The 20062-nt window shown below is 70.3% G+C and carries 19 protein-coding genes; 9 read left to right on the forward strand and 10 right to left on the reverse strand.

Features of this window, described 5'->3' with window-relative positions:
* The first annotated feature begins 75 nt into the window (after window positions 1-75).
* Window positions 76-558, forward strand: a complete 483-nt coding sequence (locus ACFTQE_RS08965; RefSeq protein WP_376924721.1) for a hypothetical protein — start codon at window positions 76-78, stop codon at window positions 556-558.
* Between the two features lie 7 nt (window positions 559-565).
* On the opposite strand, the gene ACFTQE_RS08970 is transcribed toward ACFTQE_RS08965, so the two are convergent.
* On the reverse strand, window positions 566-976 hold the full coding sequence (locus tag ACFTQE_RS08970; RefSeq protein ID WP_376924722.1) for a winged helix-turn-helix transcriptional regulator: 411 nt from the start codon (window positions 974-976) through the stop codon (window positions 566-568).
* A 30-nt stretch (window positions 977-1006) separates the two neighbouring features.
* Here ACFTQE_RS08970 and ACFTQE_RS08975 point away from each other — a divergent pair, with 30 nt between their 5' ends.
* Entirely contained in the window at window positions 1007-3385 is a 2379-nt protein-coding gene (locus ACFTQE_RS08975; RefSeq protein WP_376924723.1) for an LLM class flavin-dependent oxidoreductase, read from the forward strand.
* 13 nt (window positions 3386-3398) lie between these two features.
* Complete coding sequence (locus tag ACFTQE_RS08980; RefSeq protein ID WP_376924741.1) at window positions 3399-4097, forward strand: NADPH-dependent F420 reductase; 699 nt, start codon at window positions 3399-3401, stop codon at window positions 4095-4097.
* Between the two features lie 34 nt (window positions 4098-4131).
* On the opposite strand, the gene ACFTQE_RS08985 is transcribed toward ACFTQE_RS08980, so the two are convergent.
* From ACFTQE_RS08985 to ACFTQE_RS08995, 3 genes are all read right to left on the reverse strand, one after another.
* Window positions 4132-4476: a cupin domain-containing protein gene (locus tag ACFTQE_RS08985; RefSeq protein ID WP_376924724.1), complete on the reverse strand. Its 345-nt coding sequence runs from the start codon at window positions 4474-4476 to the stop codon at window positions 4132-4134.
* A 158-nt stretch (window positions 4477-4634) separates the two neighbouring features.
* Window positions 4635-6035: a DUF222 domain-containing protein gene (locus ACFTQE_RS08990; protein ID WP_376924725.1), complete on the reverse strand. Its 1401-nt coding sequence runs from the start codon at window positions 6033-6035 to the stop codon at window positions 4635-4637.
* 114 nt (window positions 6036-6149) lie between these two features.
* Entirely contained in the window at window positions 6150-7034 is an 885-nt protein-coding gene (locus ACFTQE_RS08995) for a carbohydrate kinase family protein (protein ID WP_376924726.1), read from the reverse strand.
* Here ACFTQE_RS08995 and ACFTQE_RS09000 point away from each other — a divergent pair.
* The 3 genes from ACFTQE_RS09000 (at window position 7033) to ACFTQE_RS09010 (ending at window position 9576) form a co-directional block, all read left to right on the forward strand.
* The gene (locus ACFTQE_RS09000; RefSeq protein ID WP_376924727.1) at window positions 7033-8307 is read left to right on the forward strand and encodes a phosphatidylserine/phosphatidylglycerophosphate/cardiolipin synthase family protein; all 1275 of its coding nucleotides are present in this window, start codon (window positions 7033-7035) and stop codon (window positions 8305-8307) included. The two genes, ACFTQE_RS08995 and ACFTQE_RS09000, sit on opposite strands and share 2 nt — an antisense overlap.
* A gap of 64 nt (window positions 8308-8371) precedes the next feature.
* On the forward strand, window positions 8372-8605 hold the full coding sequence (locus tag ACFTQE_RS09005; protein WP_376924728.1) for a hypothetical protein: 234 nt from the start codon (window positions 8372-8374) through the stop codon (window positions 8603-8605).
* A gap of 47 nt (window positions 8606-8652) precedes the next feature.
* Window positions 8653-9576, forward strand: coding sequence for a BadF/BadG/BcrA/BcrD ATPase family protein (locus ACFTQE_RS09010; protein ID WP_376924729.1), 924 nt, complete (start codon window positions 8653-8655; stop codon window positions 9574-9576).
* Window positions 9577-9631: 55 nt separating this feature from the next.
* Here the strand turns inward: ACFTQE_RS09010 and ACFTQE_RS09015 are convergent, their stop codons facing one another.
* The 6 genes from ACFTQE_RS09015 to ACFTQE_RS09040 form a co-directional block, all read right to left on the reverse strand.
* A complete protein-coding gene (locus ACFTQE_RS09015) occupies window positions 9632-10096 on the reverse strand; it encodes an SRPBCC domain-containing protein (protein WP_376924730.1) in 465 nt (154 codons plus the stop codon).
* Window positions 10093-10443, reverse strand: coding sequence for an ArsR/SmtB family transcription factor (locus tag ACFTQE_RS09020; protein WP_376924731.1), 351 nt, complete (start codon window positions 10441-10443; stop codon window positions 10093-10095). The genes ACFTQE_RS09015 and ACFTQE_RS09020 overlap by 4 nt, the downstream gene beginning before the upstream one ends.
* Window positions 10444-10498: 55 nt before the next feature.
* Window positions 10499-11929, reverse strand: coding sequence for a pyridoxal phosphate-dependent decarboxylase family protein (locus ACFTQE_RS09025; protein ID WP_376924732.1), 1431 nt, complete (start codon window positions 11927-11929; stop codon window positions 10499-10501).
* Window positions 11930-12075: 146 nt separating this feature from the next.
* Window positions 12076-14430, reverse strand: coding sequence for an arylsulfatase (locus ACFTQE_RS09030; protein ID WP_376924733.1), 2355 nt, complete (start codon window positions 14428-14430; stop codon window positions 12076-12078).
* Between the two features lie 134 nt (window positions 14431-14564).
* Window positions 14565-15725 (reverse strand): mandelate racemase/muconate lactonizing enzyme family protein, encoded by a 1161-nt coding sequence (locus tag ACFTQE_RS09035; RefSeq protein ID WP_376924734.1) that lies wholly within the window; start codon window positions 15723-15725, stop codon window positions 14565-14567.
* Between the two features lie 93 nt (window positions 15726-15818).
* Window positions 15819-16622, reverse strand: a complete 804-nt coding sequence (locus ACFTQE_RS09040) for an IclR family transcriptional regulator (RefSeq protein ID WP_376924735.1) — start codon at window positions 16620-16622, stop codon at window positions 15819-15821.
* A 237-nt stretch (window positions 16623-16859) separates the two neighbouring features.
* Here ACFTQE_RS09040 and ACFTQE_RS09045 point away from each other — a divergent pair, with 237 nt between their 5' ends.
* From ACFTQE_RS09045 to ACFTQE_RS09055, 3 genes are read left to right on the forward strand one after another with little or no spacing between them, the layout of a single operon-like run.
* Window positions 16860-17795 carry a carbohydrate ABC transporter permease gene (locus ACFTQE_RS09045; protein WP_376924736.1) on the forward strand — a complete coding sequence of 312 codons (936 nt, stop codon included), beginning with the start codon at window positions 16860-16862 and terminating at the stop codon, window positions 17793-17795.
* Window positions 17792-18649: a carbohydrate ABC transporter permease gene (locus tag ACFTQE_RS09050; RefSeq protein ID WP_376924737.1), complete on the forward strand. Its 858-nt coding sequence runs from the start codon at window positions 17792-17794 to the stop codon at window positions 18647-18649. The genes ACFTQE_RS09045 and ACFTQE_RS09050 overlap by 4 nt, the downstream gene beginning before the upstream one ends.
* Before the next feature lie 53 nt (window positions 18650-18702).
* Window positions 18703-20010, forward strand: coding sequence for an extracellular solute-binding protein (locus ACFTQE_RS09055; protein WP_376924738.1), 1308 nt, complete (start codon window positions 18703-18705; stop codon window positions 20008-20010).
* The last annotated feature ends 52 nt before the right edge of the window (window positions 20011-20062 follow it).

Below are 20062 nucleotides of genomic sequence, written 5' to 3' on the forward strand. Positions count from 1 at the left end.
AGGACACGCATAGGCTCAGCAAATACCGTGCCCTGAGGCCGAACCGGCCTCTCCCGATGACGAAGGACGAACACCGTGAATACAACTGCCTCCAAGGTCAACGTGCCGCTGATCCTGCTCTGGGTCGCGGCAGTGGCGCTGATCGGCGGGGGCTACTGGCTCCTGAGCTCGTCGACCGCAGCCCAGGTCGAGTTCTACACCTCGGGCTCGCAGGACGTCGCCGGACTGCTCGGCGCGCAGTCGAACACGACGATCGCGGGCCTGCTGCTCGCCGTCGGTGCGCTGTCGGTGGTCATCGCCCTCGCCGTGCACGCGCTCGGCTGGAGCGCCCGCGCCGCATCGGCGGAAGCCGCCGCTCTCGTCGCCGCGGAGGACGCCGCGTTCGAGGCGGAACTCGACCGCGCCGAGGCCGAGGCTGAGGCCGCCGCTGAGGCCGCTGCCGTCGCACCGGTCGCCGAGGCGCCCGCCGTCGTCGAAGAGGTCGTCGTCGAGGAGACCGTCGTCGAGGAAGCGCCCGCCGCTGCCGACAAGGCCGCTCCGGAGTCCGAGCAGAAGTAGCCGGCCCTCAGCCGGCCGAGCGCTCCGTCTCGGCCGGCCGAGCGCGACTCCACTCGACGAGCGGCTGCAGCAGCTCGATCAGCTGGAGACCCGCAGCGCTCGGCGTGTAGGTGATCGTCACCGGAGTCGTCGCCCGCACGTGCCGTTCGACGATGCCCTCGTCCTCGAGCTCCTTGAGTCGCGCCGCGAGCAGCCGATCGGAGATGCCCGTGACGGCGCCCCGGTACTCCGAGAACCGGCGGGCTCCACGCACCCCTGCGAGGAGGATCGCGGCGTTCCACTTGCGGCCGGCGAACTCGACCGTGCTCTGGAAGCGCCGGCACTCCGCCTCGTCGATGTGGCCGAGCTCGTGCAGGCGGGCGCGGCGCTCGTCGAGCATCGCGACGGCCGCGGCATCCGGTTCCGGCTGACTTACCATGGGTAAGTAGCTTACCCGCATCGTGCACCGATGTCATCCGTGACGCAGGATGGGGGAGTGGCGCAGGATGCCCGTGCGCCCACGATCGATCGGAGCACGATGCACTACGGCCACGACCTGCAGTTCGGCACGTTCATCACGCCGAAGAACGACCCGCCGCAGTTCGCCGTGCGACTCGCCGAGCTCAGTGAGGCATCGGGCTACGACCTCGTCACGTTCCAGGACCACCCGTACCAGCCGGCGTCCCACGACACCCAGACCTTGCTCACGTGGGTCGCGGCGCGCACCGAGCGCATCCACCTCGCCGCCAACGTCACGAACCTCCCGCTGCGGCCGCCGGCCGTGCTCGCCCGCGCCGCCGCGAGCCTCGACCTGCTCTCGGGCGGGCGCTTCGAGCTCGGCCTCGGGGCCGGCGGATTCTGGGATGCGATCGAGGCCATGGGCGGTCGCCGGCTCACGCCGGGGCAGGCGGTCGACGCGCTCTCCGAGGGCATCGACGTGATCCGCGGCATCTGGGACCAGGGCGAACGTGCCCGCTTCCAGGTCGACGGCACCTACTACCGGGTCGACGGGGCGAAGCGCGGGCCCGCGCCGGCCCACAACATCCCGATCATCATCGGCGCGCTGAAGCCCCGCATGCTCCGGCTCATCGGCCGGAAGGGCGACGGCTGGCTCCCCTCGCTCGGGTACATGCAGCCCGGCGACTACGCGGCGGGCAACGCCCGCATCGACGAAGCGGCGATCGGCGCTGGCCGGGACCCCCGCGAGATCCGGCGCCTCGTCAACATCGGCGGCCGGTTCGGCGCGGGTGCCGGCGGCGGGTTCCTGAACGGCCCGGCGGGCCAGTGGGTCGAGCAGCTGCTGCCCTACGTCGTCGACGACGGGGTGGGAACGTTCATCCTCGCGAGCGACGACCCCGCCACGATCGTGCACTTCGCCGAGGAGGTCGCGCCGGCCCTTCGCGAAGCCGCGGCGCGGGAGTTGCGAACGACGGATGCCGCGGCATCCGTCGACTCGATCGCTGTGCCGTCGCAGGGCGATGCCGGCGCGCCGGTGCGCAGCTCGACGGTTCGCGCGAAGCGACGCGACGGCATCGACTACGACGCCGTGCCCGCCTCGCTCGCAGCCGGTGCGATCGAGCCGGGCGACGCCGGCTACGTGCGCGTGAAGTCGACGTACATGCGCGGCGGAGCGCCCGGCCTCGTGCTGCGTCCGGCCGATGCGCCACAGGTCGCCGAGGCGGTCGACTTCGCGCGGTCGAACCCCGACGTGCCGCTCGGAGTGCGCAGCGGCGGTCACGGCATCAGCGGCCGGTCGACGAACGACGGCGGCATCGTCATCGACCTCTCCCGGCTGACTGCGATGGAGGTGCTCGACGAGGCGAACCGTCTGGTTCGCGTCGAAGCCGGCGCGCGCTGGCAGGATGTCGCGGCCTTCCTCGCCCCGCACGGCTGGGCGCTCTCCTCGGGCGACTACGGCGGAGTGGGCGTCGGCGGACTCGCGACGGCGGGCGGCATCGGCTGGCTCGTGCGCGAGCACGGGCTCACGATCGACCACGTGCGCGCGGTCGAGATGGTGCTGGCCGACGGCTCCATCGTGCGAGCGGATGCCACGCGGCATCCCGATCTGTTCTGGGCCGTTCGTGGCGCCGGGGCGAACATGGGCATCGTCACCGCCTTCGAGTTCGAGGTCGACGAGGTCGGGCCGCTCGGGTTCGCGCAGCTCGCCTTCGACGCGAGCGACACCGCCGGGTTCCTGCAGGCCTGGGGCGACTGGGTCGTCGAGTCGCCGCGCGACGTCACGAGCTTCCTGCTCATGGGCGGGGCCCGCCCGGGCGAACCGCCCGTCGCGCAGGTGATGGCGGTGATCGACTCCGACGACCCCGACACGGTCATCGCTCGTCTGCAGCCCCTCGCCGAGGTCGCTCCGCTCATCGGCCAGGACGTGCGGCTCACGAGCTACGAGTCGATCATGGCGAACGCCGCCGATGGCAGCCACGGCGCCGAGGGCGAGCCGACGGCGCGCACGGGCCTCATCGGCCGCATCACGCCGTCGTTCGCCGCCGATGCCGCACGCTTCATCGCGAGCGGCGCAACGTACTTCTTCCAGCTGCGCGCCGTCGGCGGCGCCGTGCACGACGTGCCCGCCGACGCCACGGCGTTCGCGCACCGATCGGCCGAATTCTCGGTCGTCGCCTTCGGCTCGAGCCGGCACCGGACGAGCGAGCGGTGGAACGAGCTCATGGCGCCGCACTTCTCGGGTTCCTACGTGAGCTTCGAGACCGAGGCGGGGCCGAGCGCGCTGGCCGCCGCCTACCCGCCCGCCACCCTCGAGCGACTGCGCGCGATCAAGGGCGAGGTCGATCCGGACAACGTGTTCCGCGACAACGCGAACATCGAGCCGGCCTGACCCGATTCGTCGTCTGCGGAATCAAACCGCGGCGCACGCGTTGCACCCGAGCATGACGAACCTCGCACCCACTGAAATCGGAATCATCGGCGCCGGCAACATCGGCGGCACGCTCGCCCGAAGGCTCGTCGAGCTCGGCCACCGGGTGACCATCGCCAACTCGCGCGGACCCGAGACGCTCGCCGAGCTCGTGGCGGAGCTCGGCCCGAACGCGACGGCGGGCACCCCGACCGAGGCCGCGGAGGCCGGGGAGTTCGTCATCGTGACGGTGCCGCTGAAGGCGTACCGCGACATCCCCGTCGAGCCGCTCGCCGGCAAGATCGTGATCGACACGAACAACTACTACTGGGAGCGCGACGGCCACATCGCCGAACTCGATTCGGGTGAGGCCACGGTATCGGGCCTGCTGCAGGCGCACCTGCCCGATTCGAAGGTCGTGAAGGGCTTCAACAACATCGCCGCGGCGGCGATCCTCACCGACGGCACTCCCACCGGAACACCGGGTCGCCGAGCGCTGTCGACCGCGAGCGACTTCGACGAGGCCGCGGAGCTCGTGACCGCGCTCTTCGACGACCTCGGATTCGACTCGGTCGTCATCGGCGCGCTCGCCGAGAGCTGGCGCGTGGATCGGGACCAGCCGGCGTACGTCACGCCGCAGAACCGCGAGGAGCTCGTGGCGAACCTCGCGCGAGCGGAGCGCGTCGCGGCCTAGTCGGGCCATACCCGAGGGTTCGGCCGCACTCAGGTCACTCGAGCCACTCGGTGATGAACGTCGGGCTGGCGTGGATGTGCGTCGAGATCATGGCCTCGGGCCCGATGATCACGAACTTGTGCGGCGTCTGCGCCGGCACGACGAGCACCTGGCCGCCGACCGCCTCGAGCTGTTCGTCGCCGACGGTGAACAGGGCGCGCCCGTGCCGGATGACGAAGGTCTCCGAATACGGATGCAGGTGCAGGCGCGGCCCTGAGCCGACCTTCGAGCTGTACGTGAGGATGAGCGACACGTCGGAACCGATCGTCGCGCCCTCGATCGACTCGTGCCAGTAGACGTCGTCTTCGGCCACGCCGCTGCGCTGGTGCTTCAGAACCATGGTGTGCTCCTCGCTTTCGCAGGGCACACGGTACACCCGGCGTCGTTCGGCCGCATGGAGCATCGTCGCAGGCGCATCGCCCGGCCATCATCGCCGGGTCGCCATCGCAGGGCCGCCACCGCCCTGGCACCTCGCCCGATCATGCTGGCCGCAGCCGGTCAGGCGACGGCGACGGCAACTGCGCCTGCCGGGTCGGTCGGGCTGGCCGAGTCGGTCGGGCCGGCCCGTCGACGAGCGAGCGCTGCGGCACGCCGAGCCGGCGACACCGTCGACGCGCACCACTGCTGCGGCCCCATGCCCGGCGGCGGCATCACCTCGGGCGCGCCGCCGGCCATTCGGATGCGCCACCCCGAGCTGTCGATGCTGCGGTGATGGAACCAGCACAGCAGCACTCCGTTGTCGGTGTGCGTGGCGCCGCCGTGCCACCAGGGGATGACGTGGTGCACCTCGGTCGCCCACGCGGGGGTGTCGCACCCCGGAATGATGCAGCCGCCATCTCGTGCGGCGAGGGCACGGCGTTGGGTGCGGTTGAAGCATCGTTCGGTCGTGCCGATGCCGACGATCCGGCCGTTGGCGGCGAGCGTGACGCGCTGGATGCCGTTCGCGCTCGCGTGCTGCTCGACCGCTCGCATCGAGATCGGTTCGTCGATGCCGTCGACGTGACCGACGCCGTGCCCGGTGCGGAGGTCGTCGGCGAGCACCGTGACGACGATCGTCGGGGACGCGCCGCCAAGCGTCGGAAGCTCATCGGCCCGTGCCGCGATGTCGAACACGGTGGCGATCGCGTCGTGCTGGCGTTGGGCGCGCGTGCGCGGGTCTCTGCGACCGGATGCCTCGGGCGCCGGGTGCTCGGCCCTGCCGGACTGCTCGGCGCCTGCGCCAGCGCCGGTGCCGGCCGGCGGCGTCACGGTCTGATCGTCGATGGGCAGGAACCCGGTCGGCTGCCGGACCTCGGCCCACACCGCGGCCTGCATGCGCGTCTCGGTGGCCGTCGCCGGGGAGGTGACCGCGGCGCCGGGCGCTGCGGCGACGCCGATCGCGGCGCAGACGAGCTCGTGCTCGGCGGCGCGCACCCCGTCGAGATCGCCGTTGGCGTGGCGAGGTAGCACCGCGTCGAGTGCCTTCGTGATGACGGATGCGGAGTCGATGCCGAGTTCACCGGTGCGAAGGCCCTCGGCGACGCGTTCGAAGCGGGGCGGCATCGAATCGCCCAGCAATGTCGAGGTACGTCGAACCGCTGCACCGAGCTTGAGGCGCGTGCGCGCGGTCTGCATCGACACCCTGGTGAGGTGTTCGAGGAGTTCGACGGCGCTCGTGCACCCCTTCTTCGCCGCGAGTCCTTCGCGACCGAGTGAGATGCGCGAGCGGTGCTCGATCTCACCTGCGGCATGAACGCGAAGGGTGTCGGTGAAGCGGCCCAGGCGCTCGATCTCGGTGACGGCCGCGAGCACGTCGCGATCGTGCGCGCCCGCGAGTGCAGCCGGCGCCCTCGCAACATCGAGCAGCTCGCCGACACGATCGGCGAGCTCTGCGGCGAGTGATGCGAGGCTGCGCTCCATGTCATCGACACTACGGGTGACCACTGACATTCGGATCGCCCGGAAATCTGCTCTGATCGGCCTGTTTGCCTGTGCAGAACTTCCGCCGAGCGGTGCCTGTGGAGGGGGAGTCGCTCAGGCGACCGCGAGCACCTCGTCGAGCACCGGATGCAGGTGCCGCGTCGTCAGCACCGACGCCGCGTGCCGGGCGCCCGCCTCGAGAGCCTCGCCGAGCGCGGCGCCGCCGAGGTGCGCGTCGAGCACGCCGGCCATGAAGGCGTCGCCGGCCCCGTTGGTGTCGAGCACCTCGACGGGCACGGCGGCGACCTCGGTCAGGGGCATCCGCTCGCCGTCGCGGTCGCCGCGCGCGACCGCGATCGCGCCCTGCGCACCGAGAGTGCAGACGACGACGGATGCCCCGTCGCGCACGCACTGCTCCATGAACGGCCGCGGGTCGTCGCCGATGCGGTCGGCGTTCATGAAGATCCAGTCGGCGGCGTCGATGAACGGGCGGTGGAAGTCGGCGCTGCCGTCGTAGTCGTGGATGTCGGTCCAGATCGGCCGGCCGGTGGCGCGCGCCGCATCGATGAGTCCGCGCGAACGCTCGGAGAGGTCGAGCACGATCGCCGGGGCATCCGCCATCGCCTGCGCCAGTTCGGCCGACGGCGGCGTGCCCGGGTCGGCGGGCGCGCTGAGGTAGAGCGAGACGCGCTCGCCCTGCCGCGTCATGAGGTTGAGGTGGCTCTCGGTGCGCGCGGCGGCGAGGCTCGAGAGCGCGACGCCGGATGCCTCGAGCGCGCCCTGCACCCGGCGGCCCTCGACGTCGTCGCCGATGAGGGTGTGCAGCAGCACGGGGCGGCCGAGGCCGGCGAGTCCGAGCGCCTTGCCGGCCGAGGTGCCGCCGATCGTCTCGTAGTCGTCGAGCGCGAACTGCATGTGGGGCACGGGCTCGGGCAGGTGCTCGAGGTACACGATGCGGTTCCAGGCGGCCGGTCCCGAGATGACGATGGATGCGCTCATGGTTGGCCAGCGTAGCGCCGCCGGCGCCGGCGGCGACGGCGGTGGCGACGGCGGCGACGGTCGCGGCAGCACTGCGCCGTCGCTCCGTGCGGGCACTGATGCCGCACCGCGTCGCGAGGGCGACGATATTCCTGAGAATCTCTCACGAGAGGAGCGCGCCATGTCGGTCAGCATCGGGGGAGTGGAGCTCTACATGGGGCCGACCGCGGTCGGCGGCCCCGACGATCTCGACCAGGCGATCCGCGACTTCATCGGCGACGCCGAGCACAATCTCGCCATCGCCGTGCAGGAGATCGACTCCCGGCCGATCGCCCAGGCGATCCTCGCGGCCAAGCTGCGCGGGGTGCGGGTGCGGGTCATCCTCGAGGGCGACTACCTCACCGAGGAGAAGGCGCTCGAGGACCCGTGGGGCGTCACCGGCGCCCACGAGGAGAACCGCGTCATCATGGGCGCCCTGCTGAAGGCGCGCGTCGACGTGATCAGCGACCTGAATCCGAAGATCTTCCACCAGAAGTTCATCGTGCGCGATTCGGGCAAGCCGAGGGCGGCAGTGCTCACGGGCTCGACCAACTTCACGCTCACCGACACGGGCAAGAACGAGGAGGTCGGCATCGGGGCCGGCCAGAACCTGAACCACGTCGTCGTGCTGACCGGCCAGCTCGCCGCCACCGAGTACCTGCGCGAGTTCGAGCGGATGCGCTCGGGCACGTTCGGCGACCTGCACGAGCGCGTCGAGCCGAAGCCGAAGGAGTTCGACCTGCCCGAGGTGCGGGTCAAGCCGCTGTTCGCCCCGCGGCACGGCCCCGAGATGGAGATCATGAAGCAGATGCTGAAGGCGAAGGACTCGATCGACTTCGCGATGTTCACCTTCGCGCAGTCGTCGGGCATCGACGACACCATGATCCGCCTGCGCCCGCTCGTGTCGCGCATCCGCGGCGTGCTCGACCGCGACCAGGGCGCCGCGAAGTGGGCGGCGACGAGCGACCTCGGCCACGGCGACGTCGAGCTCTTCGCGAACCGCCGCAACACCGGCGTGCGCAAGCTCCACCACAAGCTCATGGTCATCGACGAACGGCTCATCATCGTCGGCAGCTTCAACTACACGGCGCCCGCCAACACCCTGAACGACGAGAACATCATCGTGATCGGCGACCTCGAGGAGGAGCCGGGCAGTGCAGCGGATGTCGCGCAGCGCGAGCTCGCCCACTACGCGCTCACCGAGATCGACCGCATCATCGACGACCTCTCGGCGCCGGTGCCCGTCTCGCCGTAGCGCGAGTTCTCCACAGTTGCGCGCGAGCGGCGACCCGACCGTCGATCGCCGCTAGCGTCGAGGGATGTATGGACCGTTCGGTTTCGACCTGCTGTACTCCGCGGCGTGGGTACTGTTCGCGCTCACGCTGCTCGCCGTGCTCGTCTGCCTCATCGTGCTGCTGATCTCGGCTTCGAGGGCGCTGAACGCGACTGCGCGATGGAACACGGTGCGGACCGAGCTGCTGCTCGCAGAGGCATCCGCGGGGTTCGACGACCCCATGAACCCCGACGCTTCGACCGCCGACCGATCGGCATGAGCGTCGCGCCACGTTCGGCGCGCCCCTGAGCTGGTAGCGTCGCAGCCGTGAATTCGACGAGCACTCTCGCGATCGACGCCGGCCAGTCGGGCATCAAGGTCAGGCACACGGATGCCTCGGGCTCCGGTGAATGGTCGGCCCCCGGCATCCGCACCGACCTGCCGCTGCTGCCCCAGCTCGCGCGCATCATCGAGCAGGCGCACGAGGGCGGCCGAACGGCCGAACGCATCGGGCTCGGGGTCTCGGGGCTGACCGACGACGAGTTCGACGCCGGCTACCTGCTTGCCGCCGCAGCGCCGATCGGCGCTCGCAGCGTGCACCTCGCGCACGACTCCATCACCGCCTACCTCGGTGCCCTCGGTGACGAGCGCGGCGTCGTCGTCGCGGCCGGTACGGGCGTCGTGACGCTCGCGGTCGGCGCCGACGAGATCGCCCGGGTCGACGGGTGGGGCTACATCATGGGCGACGCCGGCAGCGGCTACTGGCTCGGGCGGGCCGGGCTCGAAGCCGTCATGCGCGCCCACGACGGCCGCGGCGCCGCGACCGCGCTGACCGAGGTCGTGCAGGCCGACTTCCCCGACCTCGAAGCGGCGTACATCGAGCTGCAGGGCGACCTCGGCCGCGTGCAGCGCATCGCGTCGTATGCGCGGGCGGTCGCCGACGCCGCGGCCGCCGGCGATGCGGTCGCCGAGCGGATCATCACCGATGGGGCGCGGGAGCTCGCGGCATCCGCGTTCGCAGGACTCCGCCGGGTCGGCGAATCGGGCGCTCACGACACGCACGTGCGGGGGGTCGGCGGCCTGTTCCTCGGCGAGGTGCTCGGGCGCGAGTTCGTCGCGGCGATCCGTACCGAGATTCCCGGCGCCGAGATCCGCCTCGGCGATGCGCACCCCCTCGACGGCGCTGCGGCGCTCGCCGACGTCGCGCCGACGAGCGCGCTCGCGGCGCACATCGCCGTCGCTCGCGTCTGACGCGACGCAGAACGAGCGCCCACGGGGTGTTCCCGCAAGCGCCCGCTGCCGTGCGTCAGCCGCGGGTGAGGTACGCCTCGATGCGATCGAAGGCGCCGATCCAGACCTCGGTCTGGAAGAAGTCGCGCACCTGGGGCGTCGGGAAGCCCGTCTGCTCGACCGTCACGAGCGTGCCGCCGTCGGCGGCCTCGAACGTGACGACGACGTGCGTCGTCATGCTCTCGCCGTCGGGTCCGCTGCCGGTCGACTCGGTGACGAGTCGGTGGGGGCGGTCGATCTCGAGGAAGGTCTGCACCTCTCGGAACAGGGTCTCGCGGTTCGGGCCCCACACCGCGGTCTGCGTGCCGCCGACGCGGAGGTCGACGTCGATCTCGACGATGCCGGGCTCCTCGTCGAGGATCGAGAACCAGATCTTCTGCTGCTCGGCATCGGTGTAGGCGTCGAAGACCTGCTCGGGAGTGGCGGGAAGCCGGCGTTGGAGTCGGAGGCCGATCGTCTCGTTCGTCGTCGTGTCGCTCATGATTCCGTTCCTTTCGCGAGGGTGAAGTAGGCGTCGAGGCCGTCGAGTCGACGTGCCCAGAGCCGCTGATAGAAGGTGATCCATGCCATGGCGTCGTCCAATCGTTCGGCGCCGAGGGTGACCTGCCGCACGCGGCCGACCTTCTCGGTCGCGACGAGCCCGGCGGATTCGAGCACGTCGACGTGCTTGCGGATGCCGGTGAGGGTCATGCCGCTCGGTTCGGCGAGCTCGGTGATCGTCGCGGGCCCGGCGCCGAGCCTCGTGAGGATGCCACGCCGGGTCTCATCGGCGAGGGCGCCGAAGGCCCGGTCGAGCGTCGATGCGTCGAGGGTTGATTGCTGAACCATGTGGTTCAGTGTACAACACTGAACCGAATAGTTCAATGATCGCGAACGATGGCCGTTACATCGTGTCGAGGATCGCGACGAGGTGCTCGAACGTCGTGTTCGGGTTCACGATCGCGAAGCGGGTGTTCGGCCGGCCGGCATGCGAGCTCGGCGTCACGAACGCCCGCTGCTCGTCGAGGAGGCGCGCCGACCACGTGTCGTAGTCGGCCTTCGTCCAGCCGTCGCGCTCGAACACGACGACCGACAGCTGCGGTGAGCGCACGAGGCTGAGCCCCTCGCGCGAATCGATCTCGTCGGCGATGCGCTGCGCGAGCGCGATCGAGGTCGAGATCGCCTTGCGGTAGGCCGTGCCGCCATAGGTCGCGAGCGAGAACCAGAGCGGCAGTCCGCGTGCGCGGCGCGTGAGGTGCGCGGCGTAGTCCGACGGGCTCCAGTCGCCGCCCTCGGTCAACGTGTCGAGGTACTCGGCGTGCTGCGTGTGGGCGCGGCGACCCTGCTCGGGGTCGCGGTAGATGAGGGCGCACGCGTCGAAGGGGGCGAAGAGCCACTTGTGCGGGTCGACGATCACCGAGTCGGCGTGCTCGACGCCCGCGAAGCGGTGTCGGGCAAGAGGCGAGAGCATGCCGGCCAGGCCGTAGGCGCCGTCGACGTGGAACCAGAAGTCGAAGTCGGCCTTCAGCGCGGCGATCGAGGCGAGGTCGTCGACGATGCCGAAGTTCGTCGAGCCCGCGGTCGCGACGACGGCGAAGACGGATGCCCCGTGCTCCTCGAGTGCCGCACGAACGTCGTCGCCCCGCAGCATGCCGTCGTCGGCCGGGGTCACGGGCACCACGTCGACGTCCATCACCCGGGCGGCCGACGCGATCGAGGAGTGCGCCTCGGCGCTGCAGACGATCCTCCAGCGGCCGCCGGGCGGCGCGGGCACCGCGGCATCCGCTGCGCCGTCGCCGAGCCGGTGGCGCGCGGCCTCGCGGGCAGCGACGAGGGCCGAGAGGTTGCCGAGCGTGCCGCCCTGCACGAAGACGCCGCCGGCGCCGGCGGGCAGGCCGAACTCGCGGCCGAGCCACGACAGCACCTCGTTCTCGGCGTAGACGGCGCCCGCACCCTCGAGCCACGAGCCGCCGTAGAGGGCGCTCGCCGAGACCACGAGGTCGAAGGCCGTCGCGGCCTTCGTCGGCGCCGTCGGGATGAACGAGAGGTACTGCGGGTGGTCGGTCGTGATGCACGCGGGGGCGAGCACGTGCTCGAAGAGCGCGAGCGCGCGGGCGGCGCCGATGCCCTGCTCGTCGATCGTGCGGCCGGCGAGGCGACGCAGCTCGGGCTCGGTGACCGGCTTGTCGAGCGGGGTGTCGTCGCTTAGGATGCGGCGGCGCGAGTACGCGAGCACGAGGTCGACGAGGTGCGAGGTCTCGTCGGAGGTCGAGTGCATGCGGGTGGCGGGGTCGCGCGGCTCGTTCGCTGCGAGGTCGAGTTCGGTGCGGTGCATCGGGAGGTCCCTTTCGGCTCGGCCGGCCGGGAGCCGGCGGGCCACGGGAAATCTTCACATACCTCGACGGAACCGCAAAAAAGCCTCACGATTCCTGCGTCGCGCGCCGTATTCACGTGGAATGCGGCGCGCGAACGCAACGGATGCTACTGGTGACGCAACGCCGCCTGCAGGTGCGCCTCGGGGTCGACGAGGTGGTTGTGGTCGTCGACCCCGAGTGCGACCTCGGCCCACTCGAGGGTGCCGCTGAACGCGCCGCCCCACTCCTTGTAGCCCTCGTACGCGGGCATGCCGGTGTCGCAACCCGTGTCGAGCCCCTCGTCGAACGAGAAGTAGAGCGCGTGCGTGTGCTCGACGCGGCCGGTGCCCGCGGCCTTGCCGTCGATGAAGAGCGAGACGTCGCCGCCCTTGCCGATACCGCCGCCGTCGTAGGCGAACTCGACCCGCACCTGGTGCTCGCCCGCGCCGAGCGCGGCCTCCGACAGGGTGGTCGAGCGCTGCAGGCCGCAGTAGTTGTAGTGGAAGCCGAGCCTGCCGTCCTCGGCGAAGAACGACCAGCCGCCCGTGCGACCGCCCTGCGCGACGATCGCGCCCTCGAGCGAGCCGTCGTCGGGCACGACCACTTCGGACGTGACCGAGAACGAGCGGTTCTTCACGTTGATCGCGACGTTCTCGCCGAGCCGGACCATGCCGGGGTAGAGCCGCAGGCGGTCGCCCTTGACGAGCGTCGGACGGCCCGCGATCTCGGGGTTCATGCGCTCGGCGGCGCGGTCGTCCATCGGGAACACGTTGTGGCGCGCCGCCTCGATGAGGAAGAGCCGCTGCAGCTCGGCGAGCTTCTCGGGCTGCTCGCCCGCGAGGTCCTTCGCCTGCGTCCAGTCGGTCGTGGTGTCGTAGAGCTCCCACACGTCGAGCGAGAAGTCGGGGGCCTTGGACACGACGTCCCATGGCGTGCGGTGCTTGGTCACGGCGGTCCAGCCGCGGTGGTAGATCCCGCGATTGCCCATGAGCTCGAAGTACTGGGTGGTGTGACGGTCGTCGGCGGAGGCGTCGTCGAAGCTGTACGCCATCGAGACGCCGTGCATCGGCTCCTGCGTGACGCCGTTCACGGTGTGCGGCTCGGCGAGGCCCGCCACGTCGAGCACGGTCGGCGCGAGGTCGATGACGTGGTGCCACTGCTCGCGCACCTCGCCCTTCGCCGCGATGCGGCTCGGCCAGTGCACGATCGTGCCGTTGCGGGTGCCGCCGTAGTGCGAGGCGACCTGCTTGGTCCACTGGTACGGGGTGCACATCGCGTGCGCCCAGGCGACCGAGTAGTGGTTGTACGCCTCGGGGCCGCCGACCTTGTCGAGGTGCTCCTTCCAGAACTCGACCGTCTCGAACTGGCCGCCGCCGTTCGAGGCCGTGGTCAGCATGTAGGCGCCGTTGATGCCGCCCTCGGCCGAGGCGCCGTTGTCGCCGATGATGTAGTAGATCAGCGTGTCCTCGAGGATGTCGAGCTCTTCGAGCGCATCGACGAGTCGGCCGGTGTGGTGGTCGGCGTACTCGAGGAAGGCCGCGTAGACCTCCATCTGGCGTGCGAGCACGGGCTTCTGCTCGTCGGGCACGTCGTCCCAGGCGGGCAGGCCGTCGGGCCGGGCCGTCAGCTCGGAGTCGGCGGCGATGACGCCGAGTTCCTTCTGCCGGGCGAAGGTCTGCTCGCGCTGCGCGTCCCAGCCGTGATCGAACCGCCCCTCGTACTTGGCGATCCAGTCCTTCGGCACGTGGTGCGGTGCGTGGGTCGCGCCCGGCGCGAAGTACACGAAGAACGGCTTGTCGGGCGTCAGGCTCTGCTGCTGGCGCACGTAGTCGATCGCCTTGTCGGCGAGGTCGGGCATCAGGTGGTAGTCGGGGTCGGTCGGCGGCTCGATCGTCGTGAGTCCGTCGATGAGCGCCGGCGTGTACTGGTTCGTCTCGCCGCCGATGAAGCCGTAGAAGCGCTCGAAGCCGCTCTGCGCGGGCCAGTGGTCGAACGGCCCGGTCGGGCCGGACTCCCACACGGGCACCTCGTGGCACTTGCCGAACTGCGCGGTGTTGTAGCCGTTCTGACGGAGGATCTCGGGCAGCGGCACGGCGGTGTTCGGTCGTGTCGAGCGGTAACCGGGCGCGGGCGTCGCGGTCTCGGTGATGTGGCCCATGCCGACGGAGTGGTGGTTGCGGCCCGAGAGCAGTGCGGCGCGGGTCGGCGAGCAGAGGGCGGTGGTGTGGAAGCGCGAGTAGCGCAGGCCCTCGCCCGCGAGGCGCTCGGCGGTGGGCGTGCGGATCGGACCGCCGAAGGCGCTGGATGCCCCGAAGCCGACGTCGTCGAGCAGGATCACGAGCACGTTCGGCGCCTGGGCCGGCGGCCGCGCCGGCTCGATGGGCGGGAACTTCTCGTCGAGCTTCTTCGCGTCGTACGCGACCGGTCCCTGATACGGGCGGTCGGGCACGGGAAGCACGGTTCCCGGTCGGACGTCGTTCATGTTTCCCCCATTCGTGCGGCGAAGATCGCGCGCACGCTCGATCTTCGCAGTGGGGGACGGGGTCGAACCCGAGCCGGGGCGCGCGCCGCGAGAGCGAGGCGGCGCGCTGCCCCAGAGGGTGCGACGGATGCTGGTCAGCGGCGCACGAACTCCTGCACGAAGTCCTCGTCGACGCTCACGCCGAGCCCCGGGCCGGTCGGCACCGTGAAGTCGCCGTTGGCGGCGACCTCGAGGGGGGTCGTGAGGATCCGGTTCGCGACCGGCAGGGTGAGCGGCTGGTACTCGAACGCGAGGAGCGACGGCGAGCTCGCCGCGACGTGCAGGCCGGCGGCCATCGCGATGCCGAACGCGGCCGAGTGGTGCGGTGCCACCTGCGCGTGGAAGGCGTCGGCGATGGCCGCGATCGCGAGCCCCTCGGTGATGCCGGTGCGTCCGATGTCGGGCTGGGTGAGACCGACGGCCCTGCGGGCCAGCCAGTCCGTGAACTCGAATCGGCTGCGCATCGCCTCGCCGACTGCGACCGGGGTCTCGATGGATGCCGCGAGGTCGCGGTGGCCCACGACGTCTTCGGGAGCGAGCGGCGCCTCGAAGAACCAGGCGTGGCGTTCGTCGAGCTCGCGGCCGAGTGCCTTCGCCTCGCCGAGGCGGTAGCTCCAGTGCGCGTCGAGCGCGACCTGCAGGTCGGGGTGCGCGCCGCGCACGGCGTCGTAGGTCGCGAGGTCGGTGCGGAGATCGGTGCCGAGGTGCATCTTGAACCGGCGGACGCCGGCTTCGACGAGCACCGCGGTCTTCTCGGCGATCTCGGCGTCGTCGGCGCCGCGCACCCCCGACACGTAGGTCGGCAGCACGTCGGCGAACCGTCCGCCTGCGAGCTCGGAGACCGAGAGCCCGGTCGCCTTGCCCCAGAGGTCCCACAGTGCGATGTCGACGGCGGCCATCGCGTCGGCCTGATGTCCGGTGAGGTGTCCGCGCTCGCGCATCGACTCCGACATCCGGTGCCAGAGCGTGCGCACCGAACGCGGGTCCTCGCCGATGATGAGCGGAGTGAGCAGGTGGTCGACGATCGCCGCAGCGACCTCGGGGGCGACGGGGGCGAGTCCTTCGCCCCAGCCCACCAGGCCGTCGTCGGTCTCGATCTTCACGATCAGCGTCTCGTAGCCGGGGGAGTAGAGGCTCCGCCACGGCGGCCGGATCATGTAGCCGCGGTGCTCGACCGCGGCCTCGCCCGCGTAGGAGTCGTCGGCATCCTCCTTCGAGATGAAGAGGGGGAACGTTTGGACGCGCGCGATTCTCACAGGGTCTCCGGTGACGTGGATGATCGAGAACGCCGTCGACGGATGCCGCGGCGGAGGTTCGGGCTGAGGTTCAGGTCGGATTCAGGCCGGGGCTCAGAGGGACGCGAACGCCGTCGCGGAGTGGGAGGGGCTGTAGCCGAGGGCGACGGAGATCTCGTCGGCGGCCTCGATCACCTGCAGCGCGATCTCCTGGTGGGGGGCCTGCAGGTCGAGCACCGAGAGCGGGCCGCTCGCGGAGAGCCCGGCGACGATCTCGCCGGCGCGGTTGCGAACGGGTGCGGCGATGCAGGCCCGCCCGAAGGCGAGCTCCTCGATCTCGGTGGCGTAGCCGCGGCTGCGGGTCTCCTCGAGCGCGACCTCCATGGCGTCGCGATCGACGATCGTGTGCGGGGTGAACCGCTGGGGCCCGTTCGCGAAGTACTCGTCGACGAGCGCGGACGGCATGCCCGACAGGAGCGCCTTGCCGAGCCCCGTCGCGTGCAGGGGCGCGGTGCGGCCCGCCATCGCGAACGACTTCGGTGCGAGTGCGCCCTCGAAGTTGCAGAGGTAGGTGAAGGTGAAGCCGCTGAGCTCGGCGACGTTCACGCCGATGCCGAGCCGGTGGGCGAGGTTCTGGGCGATCTGGCGCGAGGCGCGGAAGATCGGGGAGCCGTTGAGCGCGATCGTGCCGAGGGAGACGGCGGCGGGGCCGAGCCGGTAGAGGCCCGTCCGGTCGTCCTGGACGACGAACCGCATGCGGTCGAGTGCCGACATCATGCGCGACACGGTCGACTGGCCGAGACCGGTGAGGGCGCAGAGCTCAGAGACTCGCAGCTCGCCGGCCTCCTCGGTGAAGCACGCCAGCAGGGACATAGCCCGTTCGACGGTCTGTGTGCCGCCGACCGATTCCGATGCCATCGGGACTCTCCTTCTCCATGCAGTTGCCGCGCGTCGTTCCGAGCCGCTCGGGCTGCGCCGTTGCCGTCAGTGTAGTGAGCGGAATCGGCCGAGGCAATCCAAATATGGGTGAGTCATGCATTTTGTGGATTTCAGATCCGCATTGTGGTTTACTGGCCGCACGTCAGCGTTGACCACTTGTGACGACGACGCACAGGGGCCCTAAGCAGGGTCGCCATCTCTCGGGAAGTGAACGCAATGCAGCAAGCCATCCTCGACCGGCCCGCGAAACGCGAGACGACCGAGCCGCGATCCGGGCGGCGCTCGACACTCGGTGCGAAGGATCGCACCTTCGGATTCATGATCGCACTCCCCGCGGTCCTGCTCTTCCTCGTGATCGCGATCTACCCGCTCGTCTCGAGCATCGGCACGAGCCTCTACGACCAGTCGCTCCTGCGCCCCGACCGCACCTTCGTCGGCTTCGACAACTACACGGCGATCTTCGGCGAGTTCATGGCGCGCCTCGGCACGACGCTCACCTTCGCGACGCTCGCGACGATCTTCCCCGTGCTCCTCGGCGTGGCACTCGCCGTGCTCCTGAACGCGCGCATCCGCGGGCGGAACATCCTGCGCGGCACGCTCATGCTGCCGTGGCTCCTGCCCGGCGTCGTCGTCTCCTTCCTCTGGGCATGGATCTTCAACGACAGCTACGGCGTGCTGAACCACCTCCTGACGATGGTGGGCCTGCCCGAGGTGAGCCTGCTCGGCAACCCCACCGGCGCGATGGCCGCGGTGGTCATCGCGAAGACCTGGCACTCGTTCCCCTGGATCATGGTCGTCGCCCTCTCGGTGCTGCAGACCCTGCCGAGCGAGCAGCTCGAGGCCGCGACGATCGACGGGGCGACGCGCTCGCAGCGCTTCCGCTACATCTCGCTGCCGCACATCGTCGGCCCCGTGGCCCTCGTCGCGACGCTCGAGTTCATCTACAACTTCGGCAACTTCGACACGATCTTCGTGATGACGGGCGGCGGCCCCGGAGATTCGACCACGACGCTCGCCGTCAGCCTCTATCAACTCGCGTTCGGCAGCTACGAGCTCGGCAAGGCCTCCGCAATGGGCGTGCTCTGGCTCATCCTGCTCGCGATCATCTCGAGCGCATACCTGCTGCTCAACCGACGTCTGGAGAAGCGATGAGTCACGCCCGCGACATCGGAGAGGCGATCATCCGCCCGAGACTGTCGATCCCCGGGCGCATCGGGCTCATCCTGCTCGCCCTGTTCGGCCTCCTGCCGGTCTACTGGCTGACGTCGACGGCGTTCATGAAGAAGGAGGCGGTGTTCGCGCTCGACCGTCCGCTCTTCCCGGTCGACCCCACCCTCGACAACTTCATCGGGTTCTTCCAGAACGACGCGCTGCTGCAGAACCTCGCGAACAGCTTCATCGTCTCGACGGGCACGGCCGTGCTCTCCGTGCTCGTCGGCGGCATCATGGCCTACTCGCTCTCGAAGTTCCGCTACCGCGGGCGCAACGCGATCATGTTCATGTTCCTCATCGGGCAGCTCATCCCGGGTGCGCTGCTCCTGATCTCGCTGTACCTGATGCTGAGCTCGGCGGGCCTGCTCTACACCTACACGGCGCTCATCATCTCGTTCACGACGTTCACGCTGCCGCTCGTGGTGTTCCTCCTGAAGGGCATCATCGACGGCCTGCCCGACGAGATCCTCGAAGCGGCCAAGGTCGACGGCCTCTCGCGCATCGCGACGATGTTCCAGATCGTCTTCCCGCTCGTGGTGCCCGGCCTCATCACGGCGGCGATGTTCGCCTTCATGCGCGGCTGGAGCGACCTGCTCTTCGCGCTCACGCTCGCCGGACCCGACAAGCAGACGTTGCCGGCCGGCCTCACCCAGGCGTTCATCCGCGACGGCACTGCCGACTGGCCGGCGCTGATGGCGGCATCGCTCATCACCTCGCTGCCGCTCGCCATCATCTTCATCCTCCTCCAGCGCTACTTCGTCTCCGGCCTCGCGTCGGGGGCGGTCAAGGGGTAGCCCGTGATCAACCGAACCGCATCGAATCCACACCCGACGAAGGAGCAGTCCCCATGAACATCTCGACCTCGCAGCTCAGCCGCCGCGCCTTCCTCGGCGGTGGCACTGCACTCGCCGCGTTCGGCGCACTCGCCCTCGCCGGCTGCGCCACCCCGGCCGCGCCCGGAGCCTCCGCCGCCGCCAATGCGGCGACCAAGGCCAAGACGATCAACTTCTACGGCAACTCGCTCGGCGAGGAGGCGCTGAAGCCCGCTTGGGAGGCGGTGCTCAAGGACTTCTCCAAGGCGGAGGGCGTCACGGTCTCGCCCGTCACCTATCCCTACGACCAGGCGGCGACCCAGCTCGCCCTCACCGGTCGCGCCGGCAAGCTCATGGGCGTCGGCCAGTCGGGCGGATGGCAGGTGCTCACGCCGATGAACGTGCTCGCCGACCTCACCGACCTCGCCAAGGGGCTCGGCATCCCGCAGGGCGTGCTCGACGCGTACACGATGGACGGCAAGCTCCTCGTGCTGCCGCTCACGGCGGCCGGCATCGGCATCATCACGAACGGCGAGATCGCCAAGAGCGTCGGCATCAAGTCGGGCATGACGATCGAGCAGTTCGCGACCGCGCTCGAGAAGATCAAGTCGCAGGACTCCTCGCTGATCCCGTACGCGGCGGTCACGAAGAACCCCGACCTGAAGGATGCCACGCACTGGATGTGGGGCTTCGGCAGCCCGGTCGTCACCGACGACTTCGAGTGCACGATCGGCGACAAGGAGAGCGTGAAGGCGATCACCTGGTACAAGTCGCTGCAGGACGAGGGCCTGACGCAGACGAACGTGGCCCGCAGCGATGCGCGCATCCTGTTCGCGAGCGGGCGCGCCGCCCTCTACGACGATGCTCCGCTCGCCTCGACCTTCGTGAAGACGAACGGCGCCGCGCAGAACATCATCGACAACATCGGCGCGATCTCGCGTCCGACGGCCGGCGGCAACGAGTCGTACAACCGCGCCTGGGGCAGCGGCCTCTTCGCGAGCGCCGGCGAAGGCGAGCTCACGAGCCGCGACTTCATCACGTACGCGGCGACGAACGTCGACGCCGCGACGGCCTTCTACAAGCAGTCGGCCGTGGCGCCGGCCGCGAAGTCCGTCGCCGACCAGATCCCCGAGCTGGCCGCCGACAAGTTCCAGACGGCGTTCCGCACCGAGGTCTCCGAGCACGCACGCGGCGCCGCGTGGGACCGCGTGCCCGTGACCGCGCAGATCGACACGGCGATCGGTGCCGGCGTCGCGACCATCCTCGCGGGCCAGGTCGACGTGCAGTCGGGCCTCAACGCGCTGAAGGCGGAAGTGCAGGGCCTGCTCGACGCGAACGCGTAGCGCGCCTCGACGTCACCGCGTACGCCGCCTCCGCCCGGGGCATGGCCACCAC

It is taken from the genome of Agromyces sp. NPDC056965, from assembly GCF_042673425.1.
Classification (GTDB): Bacteria; Actinomycetota; Actinomycetes; order Actinomycetales; family Microbacteriaceae; genus Agromyces.

Coding starts and splice junctions, on each gene's coding strand:
- ACFTQE_RS08990 (WP_376924725.1), bottom strand. CDS start 6,035: ATGGAGCGCAGCCTCGCATCACTCGCCGCAGAGCTCGCCGATCGTGTC.
- ACFTQE_RS09055 (WP_376924738.1), top strand. CDS start 18,703: ATGAACATCTCGACCTCGCAGCTCAGCCGCCGCGCCTTCCTCGGCGGT.
- ACFTQE_RS08985 (WP_376924724.1), bottom strand. CDS start 4,476: ATGGTTCTGAAGCACCAGCGCAGCGGCGTGGCCGAAGACGACGTCTAC.
- ACFTQE_RS09025 (WP_376924732.1), bottom strand. CDS start 11,929: ATGCACCGCACCGAACTCGACCTCGCAGCGAACGAGCCGCGCGACCCC.
- ACFTQE_RS09005 (WP_376924728.1), top strand. CDS start 8,372: ATGTATGGACCGTTCGGTTTCGACCTGCTGTACTCCGCGGCGTGGGTA.
- ACFTQE_RS09040 (WP_376924735.1), bottom strand. CDS start 16,622: ATGGCATCGGAATCGGTCGGCGGCACACAGACCGTCGAACGGGCTATG.
- ACFTQE_RS09050 (WP_376924737.1), top strand. CDS start 17,792: ATGAGTCACGCCCGCGACATCGGAGAGGCGATCATCCGCCCGAGACTG.
- ACFTQE_RS08975 (WP_376924723.1), top strand. CDS start 1,007: ATGTCATCCGTGACGCAGGATGGGGGAGTGGCGCAGGATGCCCGTGCG.
- ACFTQE_RS09015 (WP_376924730.1), bottom strand. CDS start 10,096: ATGAGCGACACGACGACGAACGAGACGATCGGCCTCCGACTCCAACGC.
- ACFTQE_RS09030 (WP_376924733.1), bottom strand. CDS start 14,430: ATGAACGACGTCCGACCGGGAACCGTGCTTCCCGTGCCCGACCGCCCG.
- ACFTQE_RS08995 (WP_376924726.1), bottom strand. CDS start 7,034: ATGAGCGCATCCATCGTCATCTCGGGACCGGCCGCCTGGAACCGCATC.
- ACFTQE_RS08970 (WP_376924722.1), bottom strand. CDS start 976: ATGGTAAGTCAGCCGGAACCGGATGCCGCGGCCGTCGCGATGCTCGAC.
- ACFTQE_RS09045 (WP_376924736.1), top strand. CDS start 16,860: ATGCAGCAAGCCATCCTCGACCGGCCCGCGAAACGCGAGACGACCGAG.
- ACFTQE_RS09000 (WP_376924727.1), top strand. CDS start 7,033: ATGGTTGGCCAGCGTAGCGCCGCCGGCGCCGGCGGCGACGGCGGTGGC.
- ACFTQE_RS09020 (WP_376924731.1), bottom strand. CDS start 10,443: ATGGTTCAGCAATCAACCCTCGACGCATCGACGCTCGACCGGGCCTTC.